The following is a 19192-nucleotide window of genomic DNA, read 5'->3' as shown; positions in this document are numbered from 1 at the left end:
ATGAAGAAAGCGCGGTCATGGATGGTGGCATTATCAGTTTTGTATGGACCATTTGCTCATGGAGAAGATGCCACGCTGGCGGCTTTGGATTTGGCTGATAGCACCACGTTCTCACCCGTTGAGGGTAAAAAACTCAATATGACGGCTGAAGCGGCCACCAGCCTGAATGAGAACGGTGGCAACCAGCAGCGAATCTCGCTCGATCTGCGTTGGGATGCGCCCTTAACGGCGAATCCCTCTCAGGACTGGCGCTTTGTGTTTGCTAACCGGGTTGATAGCCGTTTTTCACCCGGTCTACGCAGTGACAGCAACGTTAACTCGCTGAAAGAAGCCTACCTGACGTATAAAGTGACGCCGCGTTTACTGTTGGATGCTGGACGTGTCAACACGCGCTATGGTCTGGCATTCGGTTATAACCCTACCGATTTCCTCGGGCAGGGCACGGTGCGCTCCGTTACGTCTGCCGATCCAGAGACTCTGAGAAATAACCGCTTGGGCAATGCTATGCTGCGTTGGCAGTATCTGTGGGATAAAGCCGCTTTGACAGCGATCTGGTCGCCCAAACTCAGTGAACATCCGAGCCAGCAAAGTGCCAGCCTGGACTGGGGAGCCAGTAACCCGAGGCAACGCATGCTGCTGGTGGGCAGCTATCAGTGGGCAGAAAACCTGAACCCACAGTGGCTGCTCCTGCTGGAGCAAGGCCGCTCACCGCAGTTGGGTTTCAACCTTTCACGAGTCCTTTCCCATTCCACGCTGTTCTACACCGAGTGGGCCGGAGGGCGCCAGCCCTACATGTGGCAAACCTCCTTGCCCGAGCAGCAGCAGGAGAGCCGCTGGCGCAATCGTCTGGCTTATGGTCTGACCTGGAGTGGGGAGAATCGGTTAACGCTGCGTGCTGAGGGCCATTATAACGGCAGTGCTGATAATCAGCGTGCGTTGGATTTCCTTGCCAACCTACCCCCTTATGCCGTGGCACAAGGGGCAACCTCGCTCGGTGAGACCTCGTTGCAAGCACAGAACTGGCTGATGCCCCGTCGTTCCGTGCTGTTCCAGGCATACTGGAAAGATATTGTCGATAATTACGATGTGAATGCGATCTGGCAGCGCGATCTGCAACGGCAGAAGAATATGGGCTTTGCCGAGGTGCGTCGTCATATCGGCCCGGTGGATCTGGCTTTGCAGTGGCAGAAAATCTATCGTCTGGAAGCATCGCAAGTGGAACAGGTGCGCCCAGAACGGCGTTGGCAGCTGTCGTTTAACTATTATTTCTAAACGTGATCGCAATATCATCATGGCTGGCAGTGTTCAACTGCCAGTTGTTTTTATCTTATTGATTTTAAATTAAATTAATTTGTTTTCTGTTGGTTGTAATATAATTGTCATATTTCGTACATTTTTCTGTCACTTAACTGTCCTATTTTCCCTCCTGCAACAATACTTACTCTGATGAAAACAACTCAAAGTTGATTTTTGAATATCCCATTAGGAGGGATTATGAAACTGATGCGTACCACCGTCGCCAGTATTGTGGCAGCGACTTTCTCCCTGGCCTCTGTGTCTGCGTTCGCTGCTGCTAGCCTGACCGGTGCAGGTGCGACATTCCCCGCTCCGGTTTACGCCAAGTGGGCAGATTCTTATCAGAAAGAAACCGGCAACAAAGTTAACTATCAGGGGATCGGCTCCTCTGGCGGCGTGAAGCAGATCATTGCCAACACCGTTGACTTTGGCGCCTCCGATGCACCGTTGTCTGACGACAAACTGGCCGCTGACGGCCTGTTCCAGTTCCCAACCGTGATTGGTGGCGTGGTACTGGCAGTGAACATTCCGGGCATCAAATCCGGCGAACTGACCCTGGATGGTCAAACCTTGGGTGATATCTACCTGGGTAACATCAAAAAATGGAATGACCCAGCGATCGTTAAGCTGAACCCTGGCGTGAAACTGCCGGATCAGAATATTGCGGTGGTTCGTCGTGCTGACGGTTCCGGCACCTCTTTCGTTTTCACCAGCTATCTGGCCAAAGCTAACGCGCAGTGGAAAGAGAAAATTGGCGCAGGCTCAACCGTTAACTGGCCAACCGGCCTGGGCGGCAAAGGTAACGACGGCATTGCCGCGTTCGTACAACGCTTGCCGGGCTCTATCGGTTATGTGGAATACGCTTACGCCAAGCAGAATAACCTGGCTTACACTAAACTGATCTCAGCAGACGGCCAACCGGTCAGCCCAACTGAAGAGAGCTTCAGCGCAGCGGCCAAAGGCGTGGACTGGAGTAAAACTTTTGCTCAGGACCTGACCAACCAGAAAGGCGACAACGTCTGGCCGATCACTTCCACTACCTTCATCCTGGTACACAAAGAGCAGAAGAAGCCCGAACAAGGCGCAGAAGTGCTGAAGTTCTTTGACTGGGCTTACAAAACCGGTGCCAAGCAAGCCAGCGAACTGGATTACGCCACATTGCCACATGAAGTGGTTGAGCAGATCCGCGCGGCCTGGAGAACCAATATCAAAGACAGTTCCGGTAAAGCCTTGTTCTAACTATGCAGGGGGTGCGGAATTTACCGCGCCTCAGCCTGATGTGTCAGGGCTCAGCGTGCTGGGCCCTTCAAGCTTTAAAACAGAAGAGTAATCTATGGCTGGATCTAAGCCGACCATTAAAGCACCAAGTAAAAATGGTGACATCATCTTCAGCGCGCTAGTCAGACTGGCGGCGCTGATTACCCTATTGCTGCTGGGCGGCATTATTGTTTCGCTGATTATCGCCTCCTGGCCAAGCATGCAGAAGTTCGGCTTCGCCTTCCTGTGGACCAAAGAGTGGGATGCCCCGGCTGAACAGTTTGGTGCGCTGGTGCCGATCTACGGCACGGTGGTGACTTCGCTGATCGCCTTGCTGATCGCGGTGCCGGTCAGCTTTGGTATTGCCCTGTTCCTGACCGAGCTGGCACCCAATTGGCTGAAGCGCCCGCTGGGCATCGCCATTGAGCTGCTGGCGGCGATCCCAAGCATTGTTTACGGCATGTGGGGCCTGTTCGTGTTTGCCCCGCTGTTTGCCCAATATTTCCAGACCCCGCTCGGCAACGTGCTCTCCGGTATGCCGATTGTTGGTGAGCTGTTCTCCGGCCCGGCGTTTGGTATCGGCATTTTAGCCGCCGGAGTGATCTTGGCGATTATGATTATTCCCTACATTGCCGCAGTGATGCGCGACGTATTCGAACAAACCCCGGTGATGATGAAAGAGTCGGCCTACGGCATTGGCTGCACCACCTGGGAAGTGATCTGGCGCATCGTGCTGCCGTTCACCAAAAACGGCGTGATTGGCGGAGTGATGCTTGGCCTGGGGCGTGCGCTGGGGGAAACCATGGCGGTGACCTTTATCATCGGCAACACCTACCAGCTCGACAGCTTCTCGCTGTTTATGCCGGGCAACAGTATTACCTCGGCGCTGGCTAACGAATTCGCGGAAGCGGAATCCGGGCTGCACACTTCTGCGTTGATGCAGTTAGGGCTGATCCTGTTTGTTATCACCTTTATCGTCCTGGCGCTGTCGAAGTTTATGATTATGCGCCTGGCTAAGAACGAGGGACGCTAACGTGGCAACGATGGATATGCAAAACCCCGCAGCGCTGGCAGAAAGCCGCCGCAAAATGCAGGCCTGGCGCCGCCAGAAAAACCGTATTGCGCTGTTCCTGTCGATGGCGACCATGGTATTCGGCCTGTTCTGGCTGGTATGGATCCTGTTCTCCACCGTGACCAAGGGCATCGACGGCATGTCGCTGGCGCTGTTCACTGAAATGACGCCGCCGCCGAATACCGCCGGTGGCGGGCTGGCGAACGCTATCGCCGGTAGCGGCCTGCTGATCCTGTGGGCGACTGTTTTCGGTACACCGCTGGGCATTATGGCGGGGATCTACCTAGCAGAATACGGCCGTAAATCCTGGCTGGCGGAAGTGATCCGCTTTATTAACGATATTCTGCTGTCTGCACCGTCAATCGTGGTGGGCCTGTTCGTTTACACCGTGGTGGTAGCGAAAATGGAACACTTCTCCGGCTGGGCTGGGATTATTGCGTTGGCACTGTTGCAGATCCCGATAGTGATTCGCACCACCGAGAACATGCTCAAGCTGGTGCCGGATACGCTGCGTGAAGCGGCCTATGCCTTGGGCACGCCGAAATGGCGCATGATCTCGGCCATCACCTTGAAGGCTTCGGTTTCCGGCATTATCACCGGTGTGCTGCTGGCGATTGCGCGTATTGCAGGTGAAACCGCTCCGCTGCTGTTTACCTCGCTGTCGAACCAGTTCTGGAGCACGGATTTGATGCAGCCGATCGCCAACCTGCCGGTGACCATTTTCAAATTCGCCATGAGCCCGTTTGCCGAATGGCAACAGCTGGCCTGGGCAGGGGTGCTGTTGATCACCCTGTGCGTACTGTTACTGAATATCCTGGCGCGTGTGATTTTCGCCAAGAAAAAGCATTCATAAAAATTTAAGCGTCAGCCTGGCTGGCGCGGTGAAAAGAGAGAAGTCTTGATGAGCATTGTTGACTCCGCTTCCAGCAGCAAAATTCAGGTACGCGATCTGAACTTTTACTATGGCAAATTCCATGCGCTGAAAAACATCACGTTGGATATTGCCAAGAATAAAGTGACCGCATTTATCGGTCCGTCAGGCTGTGGTAAATCCACCCTGTTGCGTACCTTCAACAAGATGTATCAGCTGTACCCGGAGCAGCGGGCTGAAGGTGATATTCTGTTGGATGGGCAAAACATTCTGACCGATAACCAGGACATTGCCCTGCTGCGCGCCAAAGTGGGCATGGTATTCCAGAAACCGACGCCGTTCCCGATGTCGATTTACGACAACATCGCCTTTGGCGTGCGCCTGTTCGAGAAGCTGTCCCGTGCCGATATGGACGAGCGCGTGCAGTGGGCGCTGACCAAAGCGGCGCTGTGGAACGAAACCAAAGACAAGCTGCACCAGAGCGGCTACAGCCTGTCCGGCGGCCAGCAGCAACGTTTGTGCATTGCGCGCGGTATCGCTATTCGCCCGGAAGTGCTGCTGCTGGATGAGCCTTGCTCGGCGCTGGATCCAATCTCTACCGGTAAAATTGAAGAACTGATCAGCGAGCTGAAGTCTGACTACACCGTGGTGATTGTGACCCACAATATGCAGCAGGCAGCGCGCTGTTCTGATTCCACCGCATTTATGTATCTGGGCGAATTGATCGAGTTCAGTGATACTGACACTCTGTTCACTGCGCCGCAGAAAAAACAGACCGAAGATTACATTACTGGCCGTTATGGTTGATGAGGATGCATCATGGATAACCTGAATTTAAACAAACACATCTCCGGCCAGTTCAACGCAGAGCTTGAGCACATCCGCACCCAGGTGTTGACCATGGGCGGGCTGGTGGAACAGCAACTGACCGACGCGATCACCGCGATGCATAATCAGGACGGTGAGTTGGCCAAGCAGGTGATCGAAGGCGATGCCAAGGTCAACATGATGGAAGTGGCGATCGATGAAGCCTGCGTGCGCATTATTGCCAAACGCCAGCCAACGGCCAGCGACCTGCGCCTGGTGATGGCGATCATCAAAACCATTTCCGAACTGGAACGTATCGGTGATGTAGCGGACAAAATCTGCCGCACCGCGCTGGAAAAATTCTCCCATCAGCATCAGCCGCTGCTGGTGAGCCTGGAATCGCTTGGCCGCCACACCGTGCAGATGTTGCACGACGTGCTGGATGCCTTTGCGCGTATGGATCTGGATGAAGCGATCCGCATCTACCGCGAAGATAAAAAAGTCGACCAGGAATATGAAGGCATCGTGCGCCAACTGATGACCTACATGATGGAAGACTCACGCACCATTCCAAGCGTGCTGACCGCGCTGTTCTGCGCCCGCTCTATCGAGCGTATCGGCGATCGCTGCCAGAATATCTGCGAATTTATCTTCTACTTCGTTAAAGGCCAGGATTTCCGCCATTTGGGCGGCGATGCGCTGGAAACGCTGCTGTCTGAAACTAAAGACGAGAAGAAAGCGTAATTTCACCAATGAGTTACCTATAAAGGCGCTGAATACAGCGCCTTTAGTACATTTGAACGCCATAAAGTTAAAATGGTTATAAATATAGCTTTTAATATTATTTCCTGACCTAAGGGAGGGCTGATAGCTTGTTAGCCAGCACAACATCATCCCCTTAGGAGCCTCTTATGAAACAGCGCGTTCTCGCCTTAACCCTGTTAGCCAGCTTGACCAGCCTTGTTGTGGGGGCTGCCCATGCCGATAAACTCGACGATATTAAAAAAGCCGGTGTGGTACGTATCGCGGTATTCGACAGTAACCCGCCGTTTGGTTACATCGACCCGCAAACGAAAAAGCTGGTGGGCTATGACGTGGATGTGGCGGACGCCATTGGTAAAGCGCTGGGCGTTAAAGTGGAACTGCGCGCCACCAACCCGGCCAACCGTATTCCTCTGCTGGTGTCCAAAAAGGTCGATCTGATCGCCGCCAACTTCACCATCACCGATGAGCGTGCTAAAGAAGTGAACTTTAGCGTGCCGTATTTCGCTACCGGCCAGAAATTCATTGCTCACAAAGGCGTGCTGAAAACGCCGGAAGACATCAAAAAACTGCGCATTGGGGCAGATAAAGGCACGGTGCAGGAAATCACCCTGCGCGAGCATTACCCCACCGCTAAAGTGATCTCTTACGACGATACGCCGTTGGCGTTTGTCGCACTGCGCAACGGCAACGTACAGGCGATTACCCAGGATGACGCCAAGCTGGTTGGTCTGCTGGGCAACCTGCCAGCCGCGCAAAAAGCGGATTTCGAAATTTCTCCGTTCAGTATCACCAAAGAGTATCAGGGCGTCGGCATTCCTAAAGGTGAAGAGCGCCTGACCGCGACCATTAACGATACGCTGATCAAGCTGGAACAAGATGGTGAAGCGGTGAAGCTTTACGATCGCTGGTTCGGCCCGGAAACCAATTCTGCCCAGCCGCGTGGCAGCTTCAAGATCGGCCCGTTGGATCAACAGCCTAAAGCCTAATCTCCCTTTGCCCTCTCCGGTTGGGGAGGGCTGAGGTGAGGAGAAATACCGCAGATGAATTTGCAACAACTCTCAGATTGGCTGCTGGCGCCACAATATCTGAGCTGGCTATGGCATGGCTTCCTGATGACGCTATGGCTATCGGCCTGCGCCGGGCTGGCAGCGACGCTGTTGGGATTTGTTCTGGCCACCATGCGGGACAGCAGCGTGCGAGCGTTAAGCTGGCTGGCGGTGTCGTACAGCGCGTTATTTCGTAATACCCCCCTGCTGATACAACTGTTCTTCTGGTATTTTGCCGCCGGGCAAATCCTGCCCTCAGCCGCCATGCAGTGGCTGAATACTCCTCATGCACTGGGATGGTTCGAGTGGCCCTCGTTTGAGTTTCTGGCAGGTTTTTTTGGCCTCACGCTCTATTCCACCGCCTTTATTGCCGAAGAGATCCGCTCCGGTATCCGTGGTGTTGCCGGTGGGCAAAAGTACGCCGCCAACGCGCTAGGGCTCACTGGCTGGCAATCCATGCGTTACGTGGTGCTGCCGCAGGCGCTGAAAATCGCTTTCCCGCCGTTGTTGGGGCAATACATGAACGTAATCAAAAATTCGTCGCTGACCATGGCTATCGGTGTGGCGGAGCTGTCTTACGCTTCGCGTCAGGTAGAAACCGAAACCCTACGCACCTTCCAGGCGTTTGGCGTGGCGACGGTGTTGTATATCGCGATTATTGCCCTGCTGGAAGGCTGGGGCATGTGGCGTCAGCAGCGTAAACCGCTCGGGGGGCACTAAGATGGATTTCACCGTTATCCACGAGAACTTAGGTTACCTGCTGTGGGGCACTTTCCCCGATGGGCCATTGGGTGGCGCGGCGCTGACGTTGGCGATCAGCCTGATGGCCGGGGTAGCCTCGGCGATTCTCGGCACCTTGCTGGGCGTGGCGCTGGCGATGTCGCGCGGTGTGCTGGCGGGGTTATTGGCGGCGGTGTTAGGGTTTTTCCGCGCGATCCCGGTGATCATGCTGATTTTCTGGACTTACTTCCTGCTGCCAATGGTGTTCGGTGTCGATATTCCGGAAATTACCACCGTGGTGTGCGCGCTGGCGCTGATCGCCTCGGCCTATCTGGCCCATGCGGTCAAAGCGGGGATCGTTGCCATCGGTGCCGGGCAGTGGCAGGCGGGGCTTTCTTTGGGGCTGAATCGCTGGCAGGTGCTGTTGCTGGTCGTCTTGCCGCAGGCGCTGCGCATGATGGTGCCTTCGTTTATCAACCAGTGGATCTCATTGATTAAAGATACTTCACTGGCTTATATCGTTGGCGTTGGTGAACTGACCTTCCTGGCCACCCAGGTGAATAACCGCAGCATGGTCTATCCGATGGAGGTGTTCCTGTTTGTGGCGCTGGTGTATTTCATCTTCTGCCTGACGCTGGATATCTTGGCGAATGCGTTAAACCAGCGCTTTAGCCCGCAGGCCAAAGCGCTGAAACGCAGTTGGCGCTGGTGGCGCAATCGGCCACCGTTACCGGCCAGTTAATCTCTCTGTAACCTCTCTCGAAACACAGACGTTAATTGTGGCACGTTTGATCCCCTCGTCATGTGGGTTGTCTCTTGTTCACATTTTGAGATAAGGGATGAGAGTCATTATTTCGGTCGCTAAACATGTTGTGTTCACTTGGCGATAGGGTGAACGCGACCGAGCTGGGGGCTCAAGAGCCAGCCCCCAGCACCCCGGCCCTTGCCCTATCAGGCGGTGGGCTTCGCCCACTTCCCTCACTCCACCACAGCGCATCACGGCCGGCTACGATTCACATCCCTGTTCATCTCGCCTAAAATCGCCTTCCTTGGCGATTTTGCCTATGCGCTGTGTTTCCGTTCGGCGCCTTCAATGGCGTCAACACCGGTGCTCATCTCACCAACGATAGGTTTGACACGCTGTTATCAGCGGTATTGCAAAGGCTGCCCAGTGCTTACAGATTCGGGTGTTGACGTTGAGCGCATCATGGCCTGCTGAGCAAGACACCGTTGCCAGGGAAAATCGGCCACGGACGGCCGATTTAGGCGAGACAGGAAGGGACGCCTGTCGTAGCCGACCCGCCCGGCGACGGTGGTGTAGCGAAGGCACCCGCGCAGCGGGCAGGGCATGTTAAGCGTAGGCGCGGTGCAGGGCCCCGCCTTGGGCCCTGCAATTGCCGTCCATTGTTGTTTCATGGAGTTGCGTTCTGTTTACGGCAATTCCTATGACTCCTGACTGATATAGACGGTATAAGAGGCAGCTCTGTAGGAGAGGGGAAACAGATTAACCGTAATGCCTAGGCTCGCTTACAGCAACTGCCCTAGATTGACGTATTTGGTTTCCATGTATTCATCCAGACCAACGTCCGAGCCTTCGCGACCTAAACCAGACTCTTTCACCCCACCAAAAGGCGCCACTTCGGTGGAAATAATCCCTTCGTTGATGCCGACCATGCCACTTTCCAGAGCTTGACTGACGCGGAAGGCGCGCGCCAAATCGCGGGTGTACAGATAAGCCGCCAGCCCGAACGGCGTCGCATTGGCGCGTTCAATGGCTTCTTGCTCATCGCTAAAGCGGAAACAGGCGGCCAGCGGGCCGAAGGTTTCTTCATGGGCTAACTGCATTTTTTCGTTGGCCTCTGCCAGCACGGTGGGCTGGAAGAACGAACCACCCAGCGCATGGCGCTCGCCACCGCACATCAGTTTGGCACCCAGCTTCAGCGCGTCCTGCACGTGGGCTGCCACTTTCTCTGCTGCTTTCACATGGATCAACGGCCCCTGCTGTGCCCCTGGTGTCATACCCGGTGCCACTTTTAATGCCTGAGCGGCCTCGGTCAGCTTCTGGACAAAACGATCGTAAATACCGTCCTGAATGTAGAAACGGTTTACGCACACGCAGGTTTGCCCGCTGTTGCGGAATTTTGCCGCCATCGCACCGGCAACGGCAGCGTCGAGATCCGCATCGTTAAACACGATAAACGGCGCATTACCGCCCAGTTCCAACGACAGCTTTTTCACCGTATCGGCAGCCTGACGCATCAATAGCTTGCCGATGGGCGTGGAGCCAGTGAAGGAGACTTTGCGCACCAGCGGGCTGGCCATTAAGGTTTCACCAATAGCCACGGTATCCCCAGAAACGGCGTTAATGACGCCCGCAGGAACCCCGGCCTGCTCCGCCAGCACGATCAGCGCGAAGGCCGAAAGCGGCGTTTCATTCGCCGGTTTAATCACTGCGGTACAGCCAGCGGCCAACGCCGGGCCAAGCTTGCGCGTCAGCATCGCCAGTGGGAAGTTCCACGGGGTGATGGCGGCAATGACCCCTACCGGTTGTTTAAACGTGAGGATCTGGTTGCCGTTTTTAGGGGTTGGGATGGTTTTACCGTAGGCGCGTTTGCCTTCCTCGGCAAACCATTCGATAAAACTAGCGGCATAGGCCACTTCGCCGCTCGCTTCGCTCAGCACTTTGCCTTGCTCGGTGACCATCAGCTCCGCCAGCTCTTTTTGATGCTGCATAATCAGCTGGAACCAGCGTTGCAAGATTTCTGCGCGCGCCTTGGCGGTTTGAGCGCGCCAAGCGGGGAGTGCAGCGGCCGCAGCGGTAATCGCCGCCGTGGTTTCTGCTCGGCCAGCCAGCGCCACATCGGCCACCCTTTCGCCGTTGGCCGGATTATCGACCGGATAAGTTTGGGCTGTGGTTTGCCATGCCCCGTTGCAATACCAACCGGTGCGCAACAGTGAAGAATAAGCCGTCATGCAATGTTCCTTTTTTCAACGTTATCCAGCGCGAATAAACCGCGCGCCGGGCGGCTTTCACGCGCAATGCGCTTACCGGCGGTGTAGTCGTTAATCACATCGCACGGGGTGTAATGGCGTTCCAGTTCATAGCGCTCGTCTTCGCTAAGTGGCGTGTTCAGTGCCGCCACCGCGCTGTCGATCTGTTGCACTGAGTCAGCGCCCACCAACATGCAATCCACTCCAGGGTGGTTGATCACCCAAGCCTGGGCGATTTGCGCCGGAGGAACACCGCGCAGTTGCGCGACATGGCTGACCGATTGTGCAACGTTAAGCGAAGTGGCATCAGCATACATTTCCTGGGTGAAAAAGTCGGTTTTGTTGCGCACAGAATTGAAATCGCAGCTCAGCAACCCACGCGCCAGCGGGCTGAATACCGAAACCCCCAACCCTTGATCGCGGCAGAACGGGATCATCTCGCGTTCTTCTTCGCGGTAAGCGCAGTTGAGCTGTAGTTGCATGTTGATCGGTTTGACATAACCGTTACGTTCACAGCACCACAGGATCTTGGCCAACTGCCAGGTCGTCATGGTGGAGACCCCGACATAGCGCGCTTTGCCGGAGCGCACGATATCGTTCATCGCGGCCCAGGTTTCTTCGATCGGCGTATTGACGTCGAAATAGTGCAGCATATAGATATCCACATAGTCGGTGCCCAGGCGGCGCAGGCTGGCGTCGATGCTCTCCATAATGTGCTTGCGTGAATGCCCCTGATTATTGAGGCCAGCGCCGATCGGGTAACCCACTTTGGTGGTCAGCACCAGCTCGTCACGGTTGGCGATGCGGTTAATCACTCGCCCAACCACTTCTTCCCCTGCGCCGCTGGAGTAAAAGTCGGCCAGATCGATAAAGTTAATCCCGCTTTCCAAGGCGTGGCGGATCAATGGCTCGCTCTGCGCTTCATCGAAAATCCACGGTTTCCACTGTTTGCTGCCCATATTCATGGTGCCCAGGCACAGGCGCGAGACTTTCAGGCCACATTGGCCCAGGTTGATGTATTCCATGGCGCTTTCCTCAGGCTTTTGGCGTATAGAACGGGTTACCCAGCTGTGGCAGCGCTTGGGTTAACTGATGGCGCGTCGGTAATTTTTCCATCGCTGCATAGATTGCCTGAGTACAAGCACGGTAGTTGTTGTGGTAAACCTCATCGATATCGTCACAGCCTGGGTTCACCCAGTTGGCGGTGACGATGCACCATTCGTCTTCCGCCTGTGCTGGCAGAATGCCTTCCAGCAACGCCTCGGTTACCGCCTTGGCGATCGCCGCTTGCGATGCGCCCCAGGTGGCGTTGCCGTGCAGCTCACCGCTGATTTCTGCTTTGTTAACGTACAGCGTCATCGGTTTGGCGGGGACGTTAGGCTTGATCACCACCATAAACGGGCAGTGGCCTTGGCTGGGCGAAGCCAGGCTGGCAGAGAACGCCTGGCCGACCACGCCATTACGCGGACCGATCATGATATTGATATGCGAGGCGTTCACGCCGTTGCCTGCAAAACCTTCACCGATATACATTTCCACTAAAAGATCTCCTGTTTTTTAAGATGATGTTATTTCGCGATGGCGGCGAATGTGTTCTCTACCTGAGGCTGTGAGTCCTGTGCGGCATCCACCAGCGTCAACCCTTTGGTTTCCGGTGCCCAGGTAATGGAAACAATCGCACCAATAATCAGAATCAATGCCAGCATGCCGGTCGTGGCGGGCATACCGTAATGTGCAATCGAGAGTGGCAGCAGGCCGGTGCCGATAGCAGAACCCAACCGACTGATTGACAAAGAAAAACCGACACCCATGGAGCGGACTTCGGTGGGGAAGCTTTCGGCAGGGAATACACCCACCAGATTGCTGACTGCCGACATGACCAGCGTAAAAGCGGCAAAGATGGCGATCAGCCAGACGGTCTGGCTGGCAGGGATCAGACTCAGCATCACCAGACAGGCCGCAAGAAAGATAAAGGAGCCGATCAGGAACCCACGACGTGAACACATCACCGTGAGCACGATCCCTAATAAAGCCCCAACGATCAGCAGGCCATTAAGTAGCAGGTCGGTAGCAAAGTTATTATCCAACCCCATGATTTGCAGAATCGATGGCAGGAAGGTGTAGATTGAGAAATAAGGGATCACCAGGCAGACAAAAAACAGACTGTTGAATGCGGTGCGGCGGCGATATTTGGCACCGAACAGCGACAGAAAACGTTGCTGAGACACGGCTTGCACTTCGTCATTGAGCACCACGTTCGGCCCGAAGTGTTTATGTACGATCGCCATCGCCTGCTCGCGTCGCCCTTTGCCCATCAGCCAGCGTGGTGATTCTGGCGTGCCGATGCGCATCAGCAGAATAGCCAGCGCCGGTAGTGCAGAAGAGCACAGCAGCCAACGCCAGGCATCGGGGCCAGTCGCGGTCAGGAAATGGCCGACGAGCCCTGCTCCAACGTAACCAAATGTCCAGACCACGCTGAAAGCACCGAGCAACACGCCTCGTTGTTTACGTGGTGAGAATTCGGCCAGCATGGTGTGCCCTACCGCAAAATCCCCCCCTAAGCCGATGCCTATCATCACGCGTAGCAGGAATAATTGTTCGGGTGTGCTCACAAAGAACTGCAATGCGGAAGCGAGCGTGATGATAATAAAACTGAAAGAGAAGATTTTCTGGCGGCCGATGTAGTCGGAAATCCAGCCGAACATCAAGCTACCGATAAACAAGCCGATCAGGGCGGAACTGCCGAGCATCCCTTCCCAGAAAGCGGAAACCCCCATTTGTGGTTTGATTTGTGCCAGTGCAAAGCCGATAACGCCCAGCACATAGCCGTCAGTGAAGTGGGCACCAAAGGTCAACCCGGCGATCTTGATATGGAAACGGTTTAACGGCACGTCATCCATACGGATCTGTTGTTGTGGTAGATGTTGCATGGACCTGTCCTCCTGTTGGAGCGGTGTTTGTAGGTGTATTGTTGGTTTTTTGTTTTTATCGCGTTAACAATGTGGCAGTGAGAGGCGCGGTAGGCGAGTGCGTTTTAGTCATACCCCTCAGCGGAAAATGCATGTGATCTGCCTCTGGTTTTGGGGAGATAAATGCTGCGGGTGTAGATAAAACCCACCAGATTGGCAACATGTTGTTAACAATCAAAAGCATGATGCAGAGGTCTGTGGATCGTGAGAAAGCTCCCATCGCTCAGTATGTTGCGCGTATTTGAAGAAACCTGCCGGACGCTGAGTTTCAGCAAAGCGGCTGAAGCGCTGTTTATCACTCAAAGTGCGGCCAGCCGCCAGATCAAGCAGTTGGAGGAGTTTCTCGGTAAGTTGCTGTTTGTGCGCAGCCACAGCGGGCTAGCGCTGACTCAGGATGCCATGCTGTTACTGCCGGTGGTGCGGCAATCACTGGATATTCTGGAAGAAGGTGTGCGCCACGTGCAGTTGCACAATCCTCTACAGCACCTGCGGTTGCAGGTGGCGCCGACTTTCGCTACCCGTTGGTTGGCCCCGCGTTTAGTCACGCTGCGTCAGCGTAACAGCCAATTGCAAATCGCCCTGATCAGCGAAGCGCGGCAAAAGTATTGTGACTTTGACTGTGCGGTGCGCTTTGGTGAGTGGGCAGAGAGTTGCGGTGGAGAATGGTTATGCCATGAACAACTGGTGCTGGTGGGCAGCCCGTTGCTGATGATCAACGGTGTGTTTCCACCGCTGAACACGCAGCCGCAGTTACATATTCTCAATGGCGATAGCCGCATGGATACCTGGCAGCGCTGGCTGGCGGCGGCTGGGCGCACAGAAGTGCAGGAACAAGGAGGGTTGGAGTTCAGCACGCAGGATCAGGTGATCAACGCCTGTATTACCGGCGCGGGTTACGCGGTGCTGGATAAAATGATGATCCGCAATGAATTACAGAGTGGTCTGCTGCTGCTGCTTTCACCGCTGGAGCTGAAAAGCACCAACGGCTACTGGTTGGAGATCCCACCCGGTAAGCGGGAACTGCCGCGCGTGTGTTATTTCCACGATTGGCTGCGGGCGGAAATTGGCCGAGGAGAAGCGGCTATAGAAGCCAGAAAGAATGAACGAGAGAAAGATAAAGCCAATATGCAAGCTATAAACGTATTCATTGATAAAGCGGGAATGCTTTCAGATGATGAGTTTTTTGGGGGGCTGTAATAGCACAGTTATTTGATATGTAAAGTAATTTATCGGCGTCCATACATGGACTTCAAACCCCTTATCTGATATAGGTTGTTTAGTCTCACTGATAAAAAACAAACAAAAAGGGGTAGGAAATGACATCGGAAACTTGCTTTGTAATAATGGCTATAGGAGATCAGTACGAAAGCGGTGCTGTTTCAGTAAAAAAAGAGGCTCTAAGGGATAAATATAACTCTCTGATCAAGGAGGCTATTTTAAAAGCGAGGCCAAATATGGAGGTTGTTCGGGCAGATGAGATATCAGTACCAGGGACAATGTCTACAGATATAGTAACAAGGATAATGCATTCAACATATGTTATTGCAGATATATCAGAACCAAATCCTAATGTATTTTATGAGCTAGGTTTACGCCATGCTTGTAAAGCAGGAACGATAATAATAAAAGAAAAAGACTCAAAGGCAACTCCATTTGATATATCTCACCTTCGACATATTGTTTATGAAAACACTACAATAGGTCTGAAATTATTATCGGAAGAGTTAAAGAAATATTTTTCTCATTTTGAAAAGAAACCAGCAAATCCAGATAATCATTTTTTAGAAATTGCAAAACTGACAGGGTATGAATATCCCAACTACAAGCCAAAGGATGTAGCGCCATCAGAGACAGACGTTATGCTTGAACTGCTTTCACTACCAGATGTAATGAATTTATTTATGAGACAGCAAAATGGAGAGGAAGTTGATCAGATGGAAGTCATTAGCGTAATAATGAAACATCCAAAAGTGGCCAGGATTTTTTTGGATGGAATGGTTAACGCAGGAAGTATTAGCTTTAAATAATAATAAGTTACAGACTATTCCTAAAATCGACCAAGGTAAACATATTGCTAGAGACTGTAAACGATATTGCGTAATTGCCTGTTTTTGATATGTTCTTCCTGACAACGGAGACAGGCAAATTATGGACGAAAAGAAACTTAAGGCACTCGCTGCCGAACTGGCCAAAGGCCTTAAAACCGAAGCCGACCTCAATGCATTTTCTCGCATGTTGACCAAGCTTTCCATTGAAGCAGCGTTGAATGCCGCGCTTACCGACCATCTCGGTCATGAGAAAAACTCCCCCAAAGCAGACTCGAATACCTGTAACGGTTACTCGTCTAAGACGCTGCTCACTGATGATGGTGAATACACCACGTGATCGTGAAAATACCTTCTAGCCTCAGTTAATCAAGAAAAACCAGATGCGTATCAAGCAGATGGACACAAGGGGATGACCACAAGGGAAATCGTTGCCACGTTCAAAGAGATGTACGATGCCGACGTGTCACCCACACTAATATCCGCAAGGCTATCTATACGACCAACGCTATCGAATCGCTGAACAATGTGATCCGACAGGCGATTAAAAAGCGTAAAGTGTTCCCGACAGACGACTCGGTGCGAAAAGTGATTTATCTGGCGATCCAGGCAGCGTCGAAAAAATGGAATATGCCGATCCAAAACTGGCGGTTGGCCATGAGTCGTTTTATTATCGAATTCGGTGACCATCTAAACGGTCACCTTTAATAGGCGGGCAGTTACACAGAATTATGGATAGGATCTATTGCTATCTCACTTAGGTTCTCTACAAGTTTGGTCGTGAATATGTGGCATTGAATACCATCATTCAAGTTTCTTAAATTGTTTCCCTAATACATATATTATAATTACGCTAAGAATAAGCGTTATAAGCTGCCCTGTAAGATAGCCTAAGTTATACCTGCTGGGACCTTCGTCGTATATTCCAATGATTGTCGCTGCTATATAAAAAAGGGAGAAAAATGTCAAAATGCAAAAAAAAGAAACCACTATTGCGAGCAATATGGTAATTGTTTTTGATACTATCCACTTCATTTTTAATTCCTTTTTTGAAAAATCGCAAGCAACCTGTTGGCTGGAGATCCCGCCAGATAAGCGGGATCGGCCCGACTAACGCGTAAGCTGCCAACCGCGCTGTTGCCACAGCGCGGGCAACTGAGCCAGATCGTCAAACGTGGTGACTAACGGATGTTCGATCGGCTTATTGTGCGGATCGGCGCAGAAGTAAAATACCGGGATCCCGGCCGCGATACCCGCTTGAGCCCCAGCAGCAGAGTCATCCACCAGAATGCAGCGCTCCACCGGCACCTGCATCTGTTTTGCCGCGTGGAATACGATGGCCGGATCGGGCTTCCAACGCTGAATATCGTAGCCGCTGAACAATCGGTCATCAAAATAGGACAGCATGTTGGTCAGCCCCAGCGAATGCTGCATCTTGCTCACCGGGCCGTTGGAAACGGTGCACATTGGTACGGTCATCTGCGCCAACAGTTCGCGGGCTCCGGCAATCGGTTGCAGCTCGGCATCAAACAGGCGTGCCACTTCCTGGCGGAAAATGGGCTCCAACTCACTGACCGGAAAACTCATACCCTGTTCGGTATTAATCTGCTCGATAATCTCGTAGAGTTTTATGCCTTTGAATCTCTTGAACACTTCTTCCAGCGAAAGCGCAATACCAACGTGCTCAAACATATGCACATACGCCTTGCTGCACAGCACTTCGCTGTCTACCAGCGTGCCGTCGCAATCAAACAAAACACATTCAACCTGATTCATTGGGGGATGGATCCTCAGTTAAGCCATGATTGTTGTCACTTTAACCGGATTGTGCAGGATTGCGACCCTTTAAACATTTATTGACGATGAATATCAATAAATACAATTCGTTGAAAATATCAGTCACAAATAGGGCGAAAAAAGCCGGTGAGCAAGGTTAAAACGGCAACATTTTGTTATAGGATAGCGCCCGACAGTCCATTCCCCTCTTCGGAATTCTGATAATGAGCAAACAAAACATCAGCCTTGATGCAAAGCAAGGCTTGCTTGAGCGTGTGTTTAAACTCAAGCAGCATGGCACGACGGCACGGACGGAAACGATTGCCGGTCTTACCACCTTTTTAACCATGGTGTACATCGTGTTCGTTAACCCCCAGATCCTGGGTGCGGCGGGCATGGATACTCAGGCGGTGTTTGTGACCACCTGCCTGATCGCCGCTTTCGGCAGCATCTTGATGGGGCTGCTGGCTAACCTGCCGGTCGCGCTGGCACCGGCGATGGGCCTGAATGCCTTCTTCGCGTTTGTGGTGGTTGGTGCGATGGGGATTTCATGGCAGGTCGGCATGGGGGCGATTTTCTGGGGCGCCGTTGGCCTGTTGCTGCTGACCGTGTTCCGTATCCGCTACTGGATGATTGCCAATATCCCGCTGAGCCTGCGCGTGGGGATCACCAGCGGTATCGGCCTGTTTATCGCCATGATGGGGCTGAAAAATGCCGGTATCGTGGTGGCCAACCCGGATACGCTGGTGGCGGTCGGTAACCTGACCTCCCACAGCGTGCTGCTCGGGGCGCTGGGGTTCTTTATCATTGCGGTGCTGGCTTCGCGCAATATCCATGCGGCGGTGCTGGTTTCCATCGTGGTCACCACGCTGATTGGCTGGATGTTGGGTGATGTGAAATATGGCGGCGTGTTCTCTATGCCACCGGATATCACGACCGTGGTGGGGCAGGTGGATCTGGCCGGTGCGCTGAATCTTGGCCTGGCTGGCGTGATCTTCGCCTTTATGCTGGTTAACCTGTTCGACTCTTCAGGCACCTTGATCGGCGTGACTGACAAAGCCGGGTTGACGGATGATAAAGGCCAGTTCCCACGCATGAAGCAGGCGCTGTACGTTGACAGTATCAGCTCGGTGGCGGGTTCGTTTATCGGCACCTCTTCCGTGACGGCCTATATTGAGAGCTCCGCCGGTGTTTCCATCGGTGGCCGTACTGGCCTCACCGCCGTGGTGGTGGGTATTCTGTTCCTGCTGGTGATCTTCCTGTCGCCGTTGGCGGGCATGGTGCCGGCCTACGCCGCTGCGGGTGCGTTGATCTACGTGGGCGTGCTGATGACCTCCAGCCTGGCACGTGTGAAGTGGGAAGACATGACCGAAGCGGTTCCGGCTTTTGTCACCGCCGCCATGATGCCTTTCAGCTTCTCGATTACCGAAGGCATTGCTTTGGGCTTTATCTCTTACTGTGTGATGAAGCTCGGCACCGGCCGCTGGCGCGAGATCAGCCCCTGCGTGATCGTGGTGGCGCTGCTGTTTGTGCTTAAAATCGCGTTTGTTGACGCGCATTGATAGAGAAAGGGGCCA

The 19192-nt window shown here is 53.4% G+C and carries 17 protein-coding genes and 1 pseudogene; 13 read left to right on the top strand and 5 right to left on the bottom strand.

The genetic code is table 11. From position 1 onward, the window contains the following. From AC2A1E_RS08875 to AC2A1E_RS08835, 9 genes are all read left to right on the top strand, one after another. On the top strand, positions 1–1272 hold the full coding sequence (locus tag AC2A1E_RS08875; protein ID WP_484383438.1) for a hypothetical protein: 1272 nt from the start codon (positions 1–3) through the stop codon (positions 1270–1272). Positions 1273–1494: 222 nt separating this feature from the next. Beyond that, on the top strand, positions 1495–2535 hold the full coding sequence (gene pstS / locus AC2A1E_RS08870) for a phosphate ABC transporter substrate-binding protein PstS (RefSeq protein ID WP_459400654.1): 1041 nt from the start codon (positions 1495–1497) through the stop codon (positions 2533–2535). 94 nt (positions 2536–2629) lie between these two features. Further along, positions 2630–3586, top strand: coding sequence for a phosphate ABC transporter permease PstC (gene pstC / locus AC2A1E_RS08865; RefSeq protein WP_484383437.1), 957 nt, complete (start codon positions 2630–2632; stop codon positions 3584–3586). A 1-nt stretch (position 3587) separates the two neighbouring features. Next, entirely contained in the window at positions 3588–4478 is an 891-nt protein-coding gene (pstA, locus tag AC2A1E_RS08860) for a phosphate ABC transporter permease PstA (protein ID WP_484383436.1), read from the top strand. A gap of 48 nt (positions 4479–4526) precedes the next feature. Further along, positions 4527–5303, top strand: a complete 777-nt coding sequence (gene pstB / locus AC2A1E_RS08855) for a phosphate ABC transporter ATP-binding protein PstB (protein WP_459400657.1) — start codon at positions 4527–4529, stop codon at positions 5301–5303. 12 nt (positions 5304–5315) lie between these two features. Continuing rightward, positions 5316–6047 carry a phosphate signaling complex protein PhoU gene (gene phoU / locus AC2A1E_RS08850; RefSeq protein ID WP_484383435.1) on the top strand — a complete coding sequence of 244 codons (732 nt, stop codon included), beginning with the start codon at positions 5316–5318 and terminating at the stop codon, positions 6045–6047. Between the two features lie 167 nt (positions 6048–6214). After that, a complete protein-coding gene (locus AC2A1E_RS08845) occupies positions 6215–7054 on the top strand; it encodes an ABC transporter substrate-binding protein (protein WP_459400659.1) in 840 nt (279 codons plus the stop codon). A 54-nt stretch (positions 7055–7108) separates the two neighbouring features. Then, complete coding sequence (locus AC2A1E_RS08840; protein WP_484383434.1) at positions 7109–7834, top strand: amino acid ABC transporter permease; 726 nt, start codon at positions 7109–7111, stop codon at positions 7832–7834. A 1-nt stretch (position 7835) separates the two neighbouring features. Then, positions 7836–8576, top strand: a complete 741-nt coding sequence (locus AC2A1E_RS08835; RefSeq protein ID WP_484383433.1) for an amino acid ABC transporter permease — start codon at positions 7836–7838, stop codon at positions 8574–8576. A gap of 785 nt (positions 8577–9361) precedes the next feature. Here the strand turns inward: AC2A1E_RS08835 and AC2A1E_RS08830 are convergent. Genes AC2A1E_RS08830 through AC2A1E_RS08815 form a run of 4 tightly spaced genes read right to left on the bottom strand, consistent with a single transcriptional unit; the run spans position 9362 to position 13755 of the window. Beyond that, the gene (locus tag AC2A1E_RS08830; protein ID WP_484383432.1) at positions 9362–10807 is read right to left on the bottom strand and encodes an NAD-dependent succinate-semialdehyde dehydrogenase; all 1446 of its coding nucleotides are present in this window, start codon (positions 10805–10807) and stop codon (positions 9362–9364) included. Then, positions 10804–11850, bottom strand: coding sequence for an aldo/keto reductase (locus AC2A1E_RS08825; protein WP_484383431.1), 1047 nt, complete (start codon positions 11848–11850; stop codon positions 10804–10806). The genes AC2A1E_RS08830 and AC2A1E_RS08825 overlap by 4 nt, the downstream gene beginning before the upstream one ends. A 10-nt stretch (positions 11851–11860) precedes the next feature. Continuing rightward, positions 11861–12364, bottom strand: coding sequence for a formaldehyde-activating enzyme (gene fae / locus AC2A1E_RS08820; protein ID WP_484383430.1), 504 nt, complete (start codon positions 12362–12364; stop codon positions 11861–11863). 29 nt (positions 12365–12393) lie between these two features. Then, positions 12394–13755 carry an MFS transporter gene (locus AC2A1E_RS08815; protein ID WP_484383429.1) on the bottom strand — a complete coding sequence of 454 codons (1362 nt, stop codon included), beginning with the start codon at positions 13753–13755 and terminating at the stop codon, positions 12394–12396. A 243-nt stretch (positions 13756–13998) separates the two neighbouring features. Here AC2A1E_RS08815 and AC2A1E_RS08810 point away from each other — a divergent pair, with 243 nt between their 5' ends. From AC2A1E_RS08810 to AC2A1E_RS08800, 3 genes and pseudogenes are all read left to right on the top strand, one after another. Beyond that, positions 13999–14991: a LysR family transcriptional regulator gene (locus AC2A1E_RS08810; RefSeq protein ID WP_484383428.1), complete on the top strand. Its 993-nt coding sequence runs from the start codon at positions 13999–14001 to the stop codon at positions 14989–14991. Positions 14992–15110: 119 nt separating this feature from the next. Next, a complete protein-coding gene (locus AC2A1E_RS08805; protein WP_484383427.1) occupies positions 15111–15821 on the top strand; it encodes a hypothetical protein in 711 nt (236 codons plus the stop codon). Positions 15822–15942: 121 nt separating this feature from the next. Beyond that, positions 15943–16547 (top strand): annotated as a pseudogene (locus AC2A1E_RS08800) (transposase). Positions 16548–16949: 402 nt separating this feature from the next. Here AC2A1E_RS08800 and yieH read toward each other — a convergent pair. Beyond that, complete coding sequence (yieH, locus tag AC2A1E_RS08795; RefSeq protein WP_484383426.1) at positions 16950–17615, bottom strand: 6-phosphogluconate phosphatase; 666 nt, start codon at positions 17613–17615, stop codon at positions 16950–16952. A gap of 224 nt (positions 17616–17839) precedes the next feature. Here yieH and AC2A1E_RS08790 point away from each other — a divergent pair, with 224 nt between their 5' ends. Next, a complete protein-coding gene (locus AC2A1E_RS08790) occupies positions 17840–19177 on the top strand; it encodes an NCS2 family permease (protein ID WP_484383425.1) in 1338 nt (445 codons plus the stop codon). Positions 19178–19192 lie beyond the last annotated feature (15 nt).

The organism is Serratia sp. HNCC26DJ206, from assembly GCF_057180605.1.
The sequence above is the reverse complement of the archived record's forward strand: the minus strand, read 5'-3'. Positions and strand labels throughout refer to the sequence as shown.

What these genes read in the sequence shown, in the direction of transcription:
- pstS (WP_459400654.1), top strand. Translation starts at nt 1,495, where the DNA reads ATGAAACTGATGCGTACCACCGTCGCCAGTATTGTGGCAGCGACTTTC.
- pstC (WP_484383437.1), top strand. Translation starts at nt 2,630, where the DNA reads ATGGCTGGATCTAAGCCGACCATTAAAGCACCAAGTAAAAATGGTGAC.
- AC2A1E_RS08815 (WP_484383429.1), bottom strand. Translation starts at nt 13,755, where the DNA reads ATGCAACATCTACCACAACAACAGATCCGTATGGATGACGTGCCGTTA.
- AC2A1E_RS08825 (WP_484383431.1), bottom strand. Translation starts at nt 11,850, where the DNA reads ATGGAATACATCAACCTGGGCCAATGTGGCCTGAAAGTCTCGCGCCTG.
- pstB (WP_459400657.1), top strand. Translation starts at nt 4,527, where the DNA reads ATGAGCATTGTTGACTCCGCTTCCAGCAGCAAAATTCAGGTACGCGAT.
- AC2A1E_RS08875 (WP_484383438.1), top strand. Translation starts at nt 1, where the DNA reads ATGAAGAAAGCGCGGTCATGGATGGTGGCATTATCAGTTTTGTATGGA.
- AC2A1E_RS08790 (WP_484383425.1), top strand. Translation starts at nt 17,840, where the DNA reads ATGAGCAAACAAAACATCAGCCTTGATGCAAAGCAAGGCTTGCTTGAG.
- yieH (WP_484383426.1), bottom strand. Translation starts at nt 17,615, where the DNA reads ATGAATCAGGTTGAATGTGTTTTGTTTGATTGCGACGGCACGCTGGTA.
- AC2A1E_RS08805 (WP_484383427.1), top strand. Translation starts at nt 15,111, where the DNA reads ATGACATCGGAAACTTGCTTTGTAATAATGGCTATAGGAGATCAGTAC.
- AC2A1E_RS08840 (WP_484383434.1), top strand. Translation starts at nt 7,109, where the DNA reads ATGAATTTGCAACAACTCTCAGATTGGCTGCTGGCGCCACAATATCTG.
- AC2A1E_RS08830 (WP_484383432.1), bottom strand. Translation starts at nt 10,807, where the DNA reads ATGACGGCTTATTCTTCACTGTTGCGCACCGGTTGGTATTGCAACGGG.
- AC2A1E_RS08845 (WP_459400659.1), top strand. Translation starts at nt 6,215, where the DNA reads ATGAAACAGCGCGTTCTCGCCTTAACCCTGTTAGCCAGCTTGACCAGC.
- phoU (WP_484383435.1), top strand. Translation starts at nt 5,316, where the DNA reads ATGGATAACCTGAATTTAAACAAACACATCTCCGGCCAGTTCAACGCA.
- AC2A1E_RS08835 (WP_484383433.1), top strand. Translation starts at nt 7,836, where the DNA reads ATGGATTTCACCGTTATCCACGAGAACTTAGGTTACCTGCTGTGGGGC.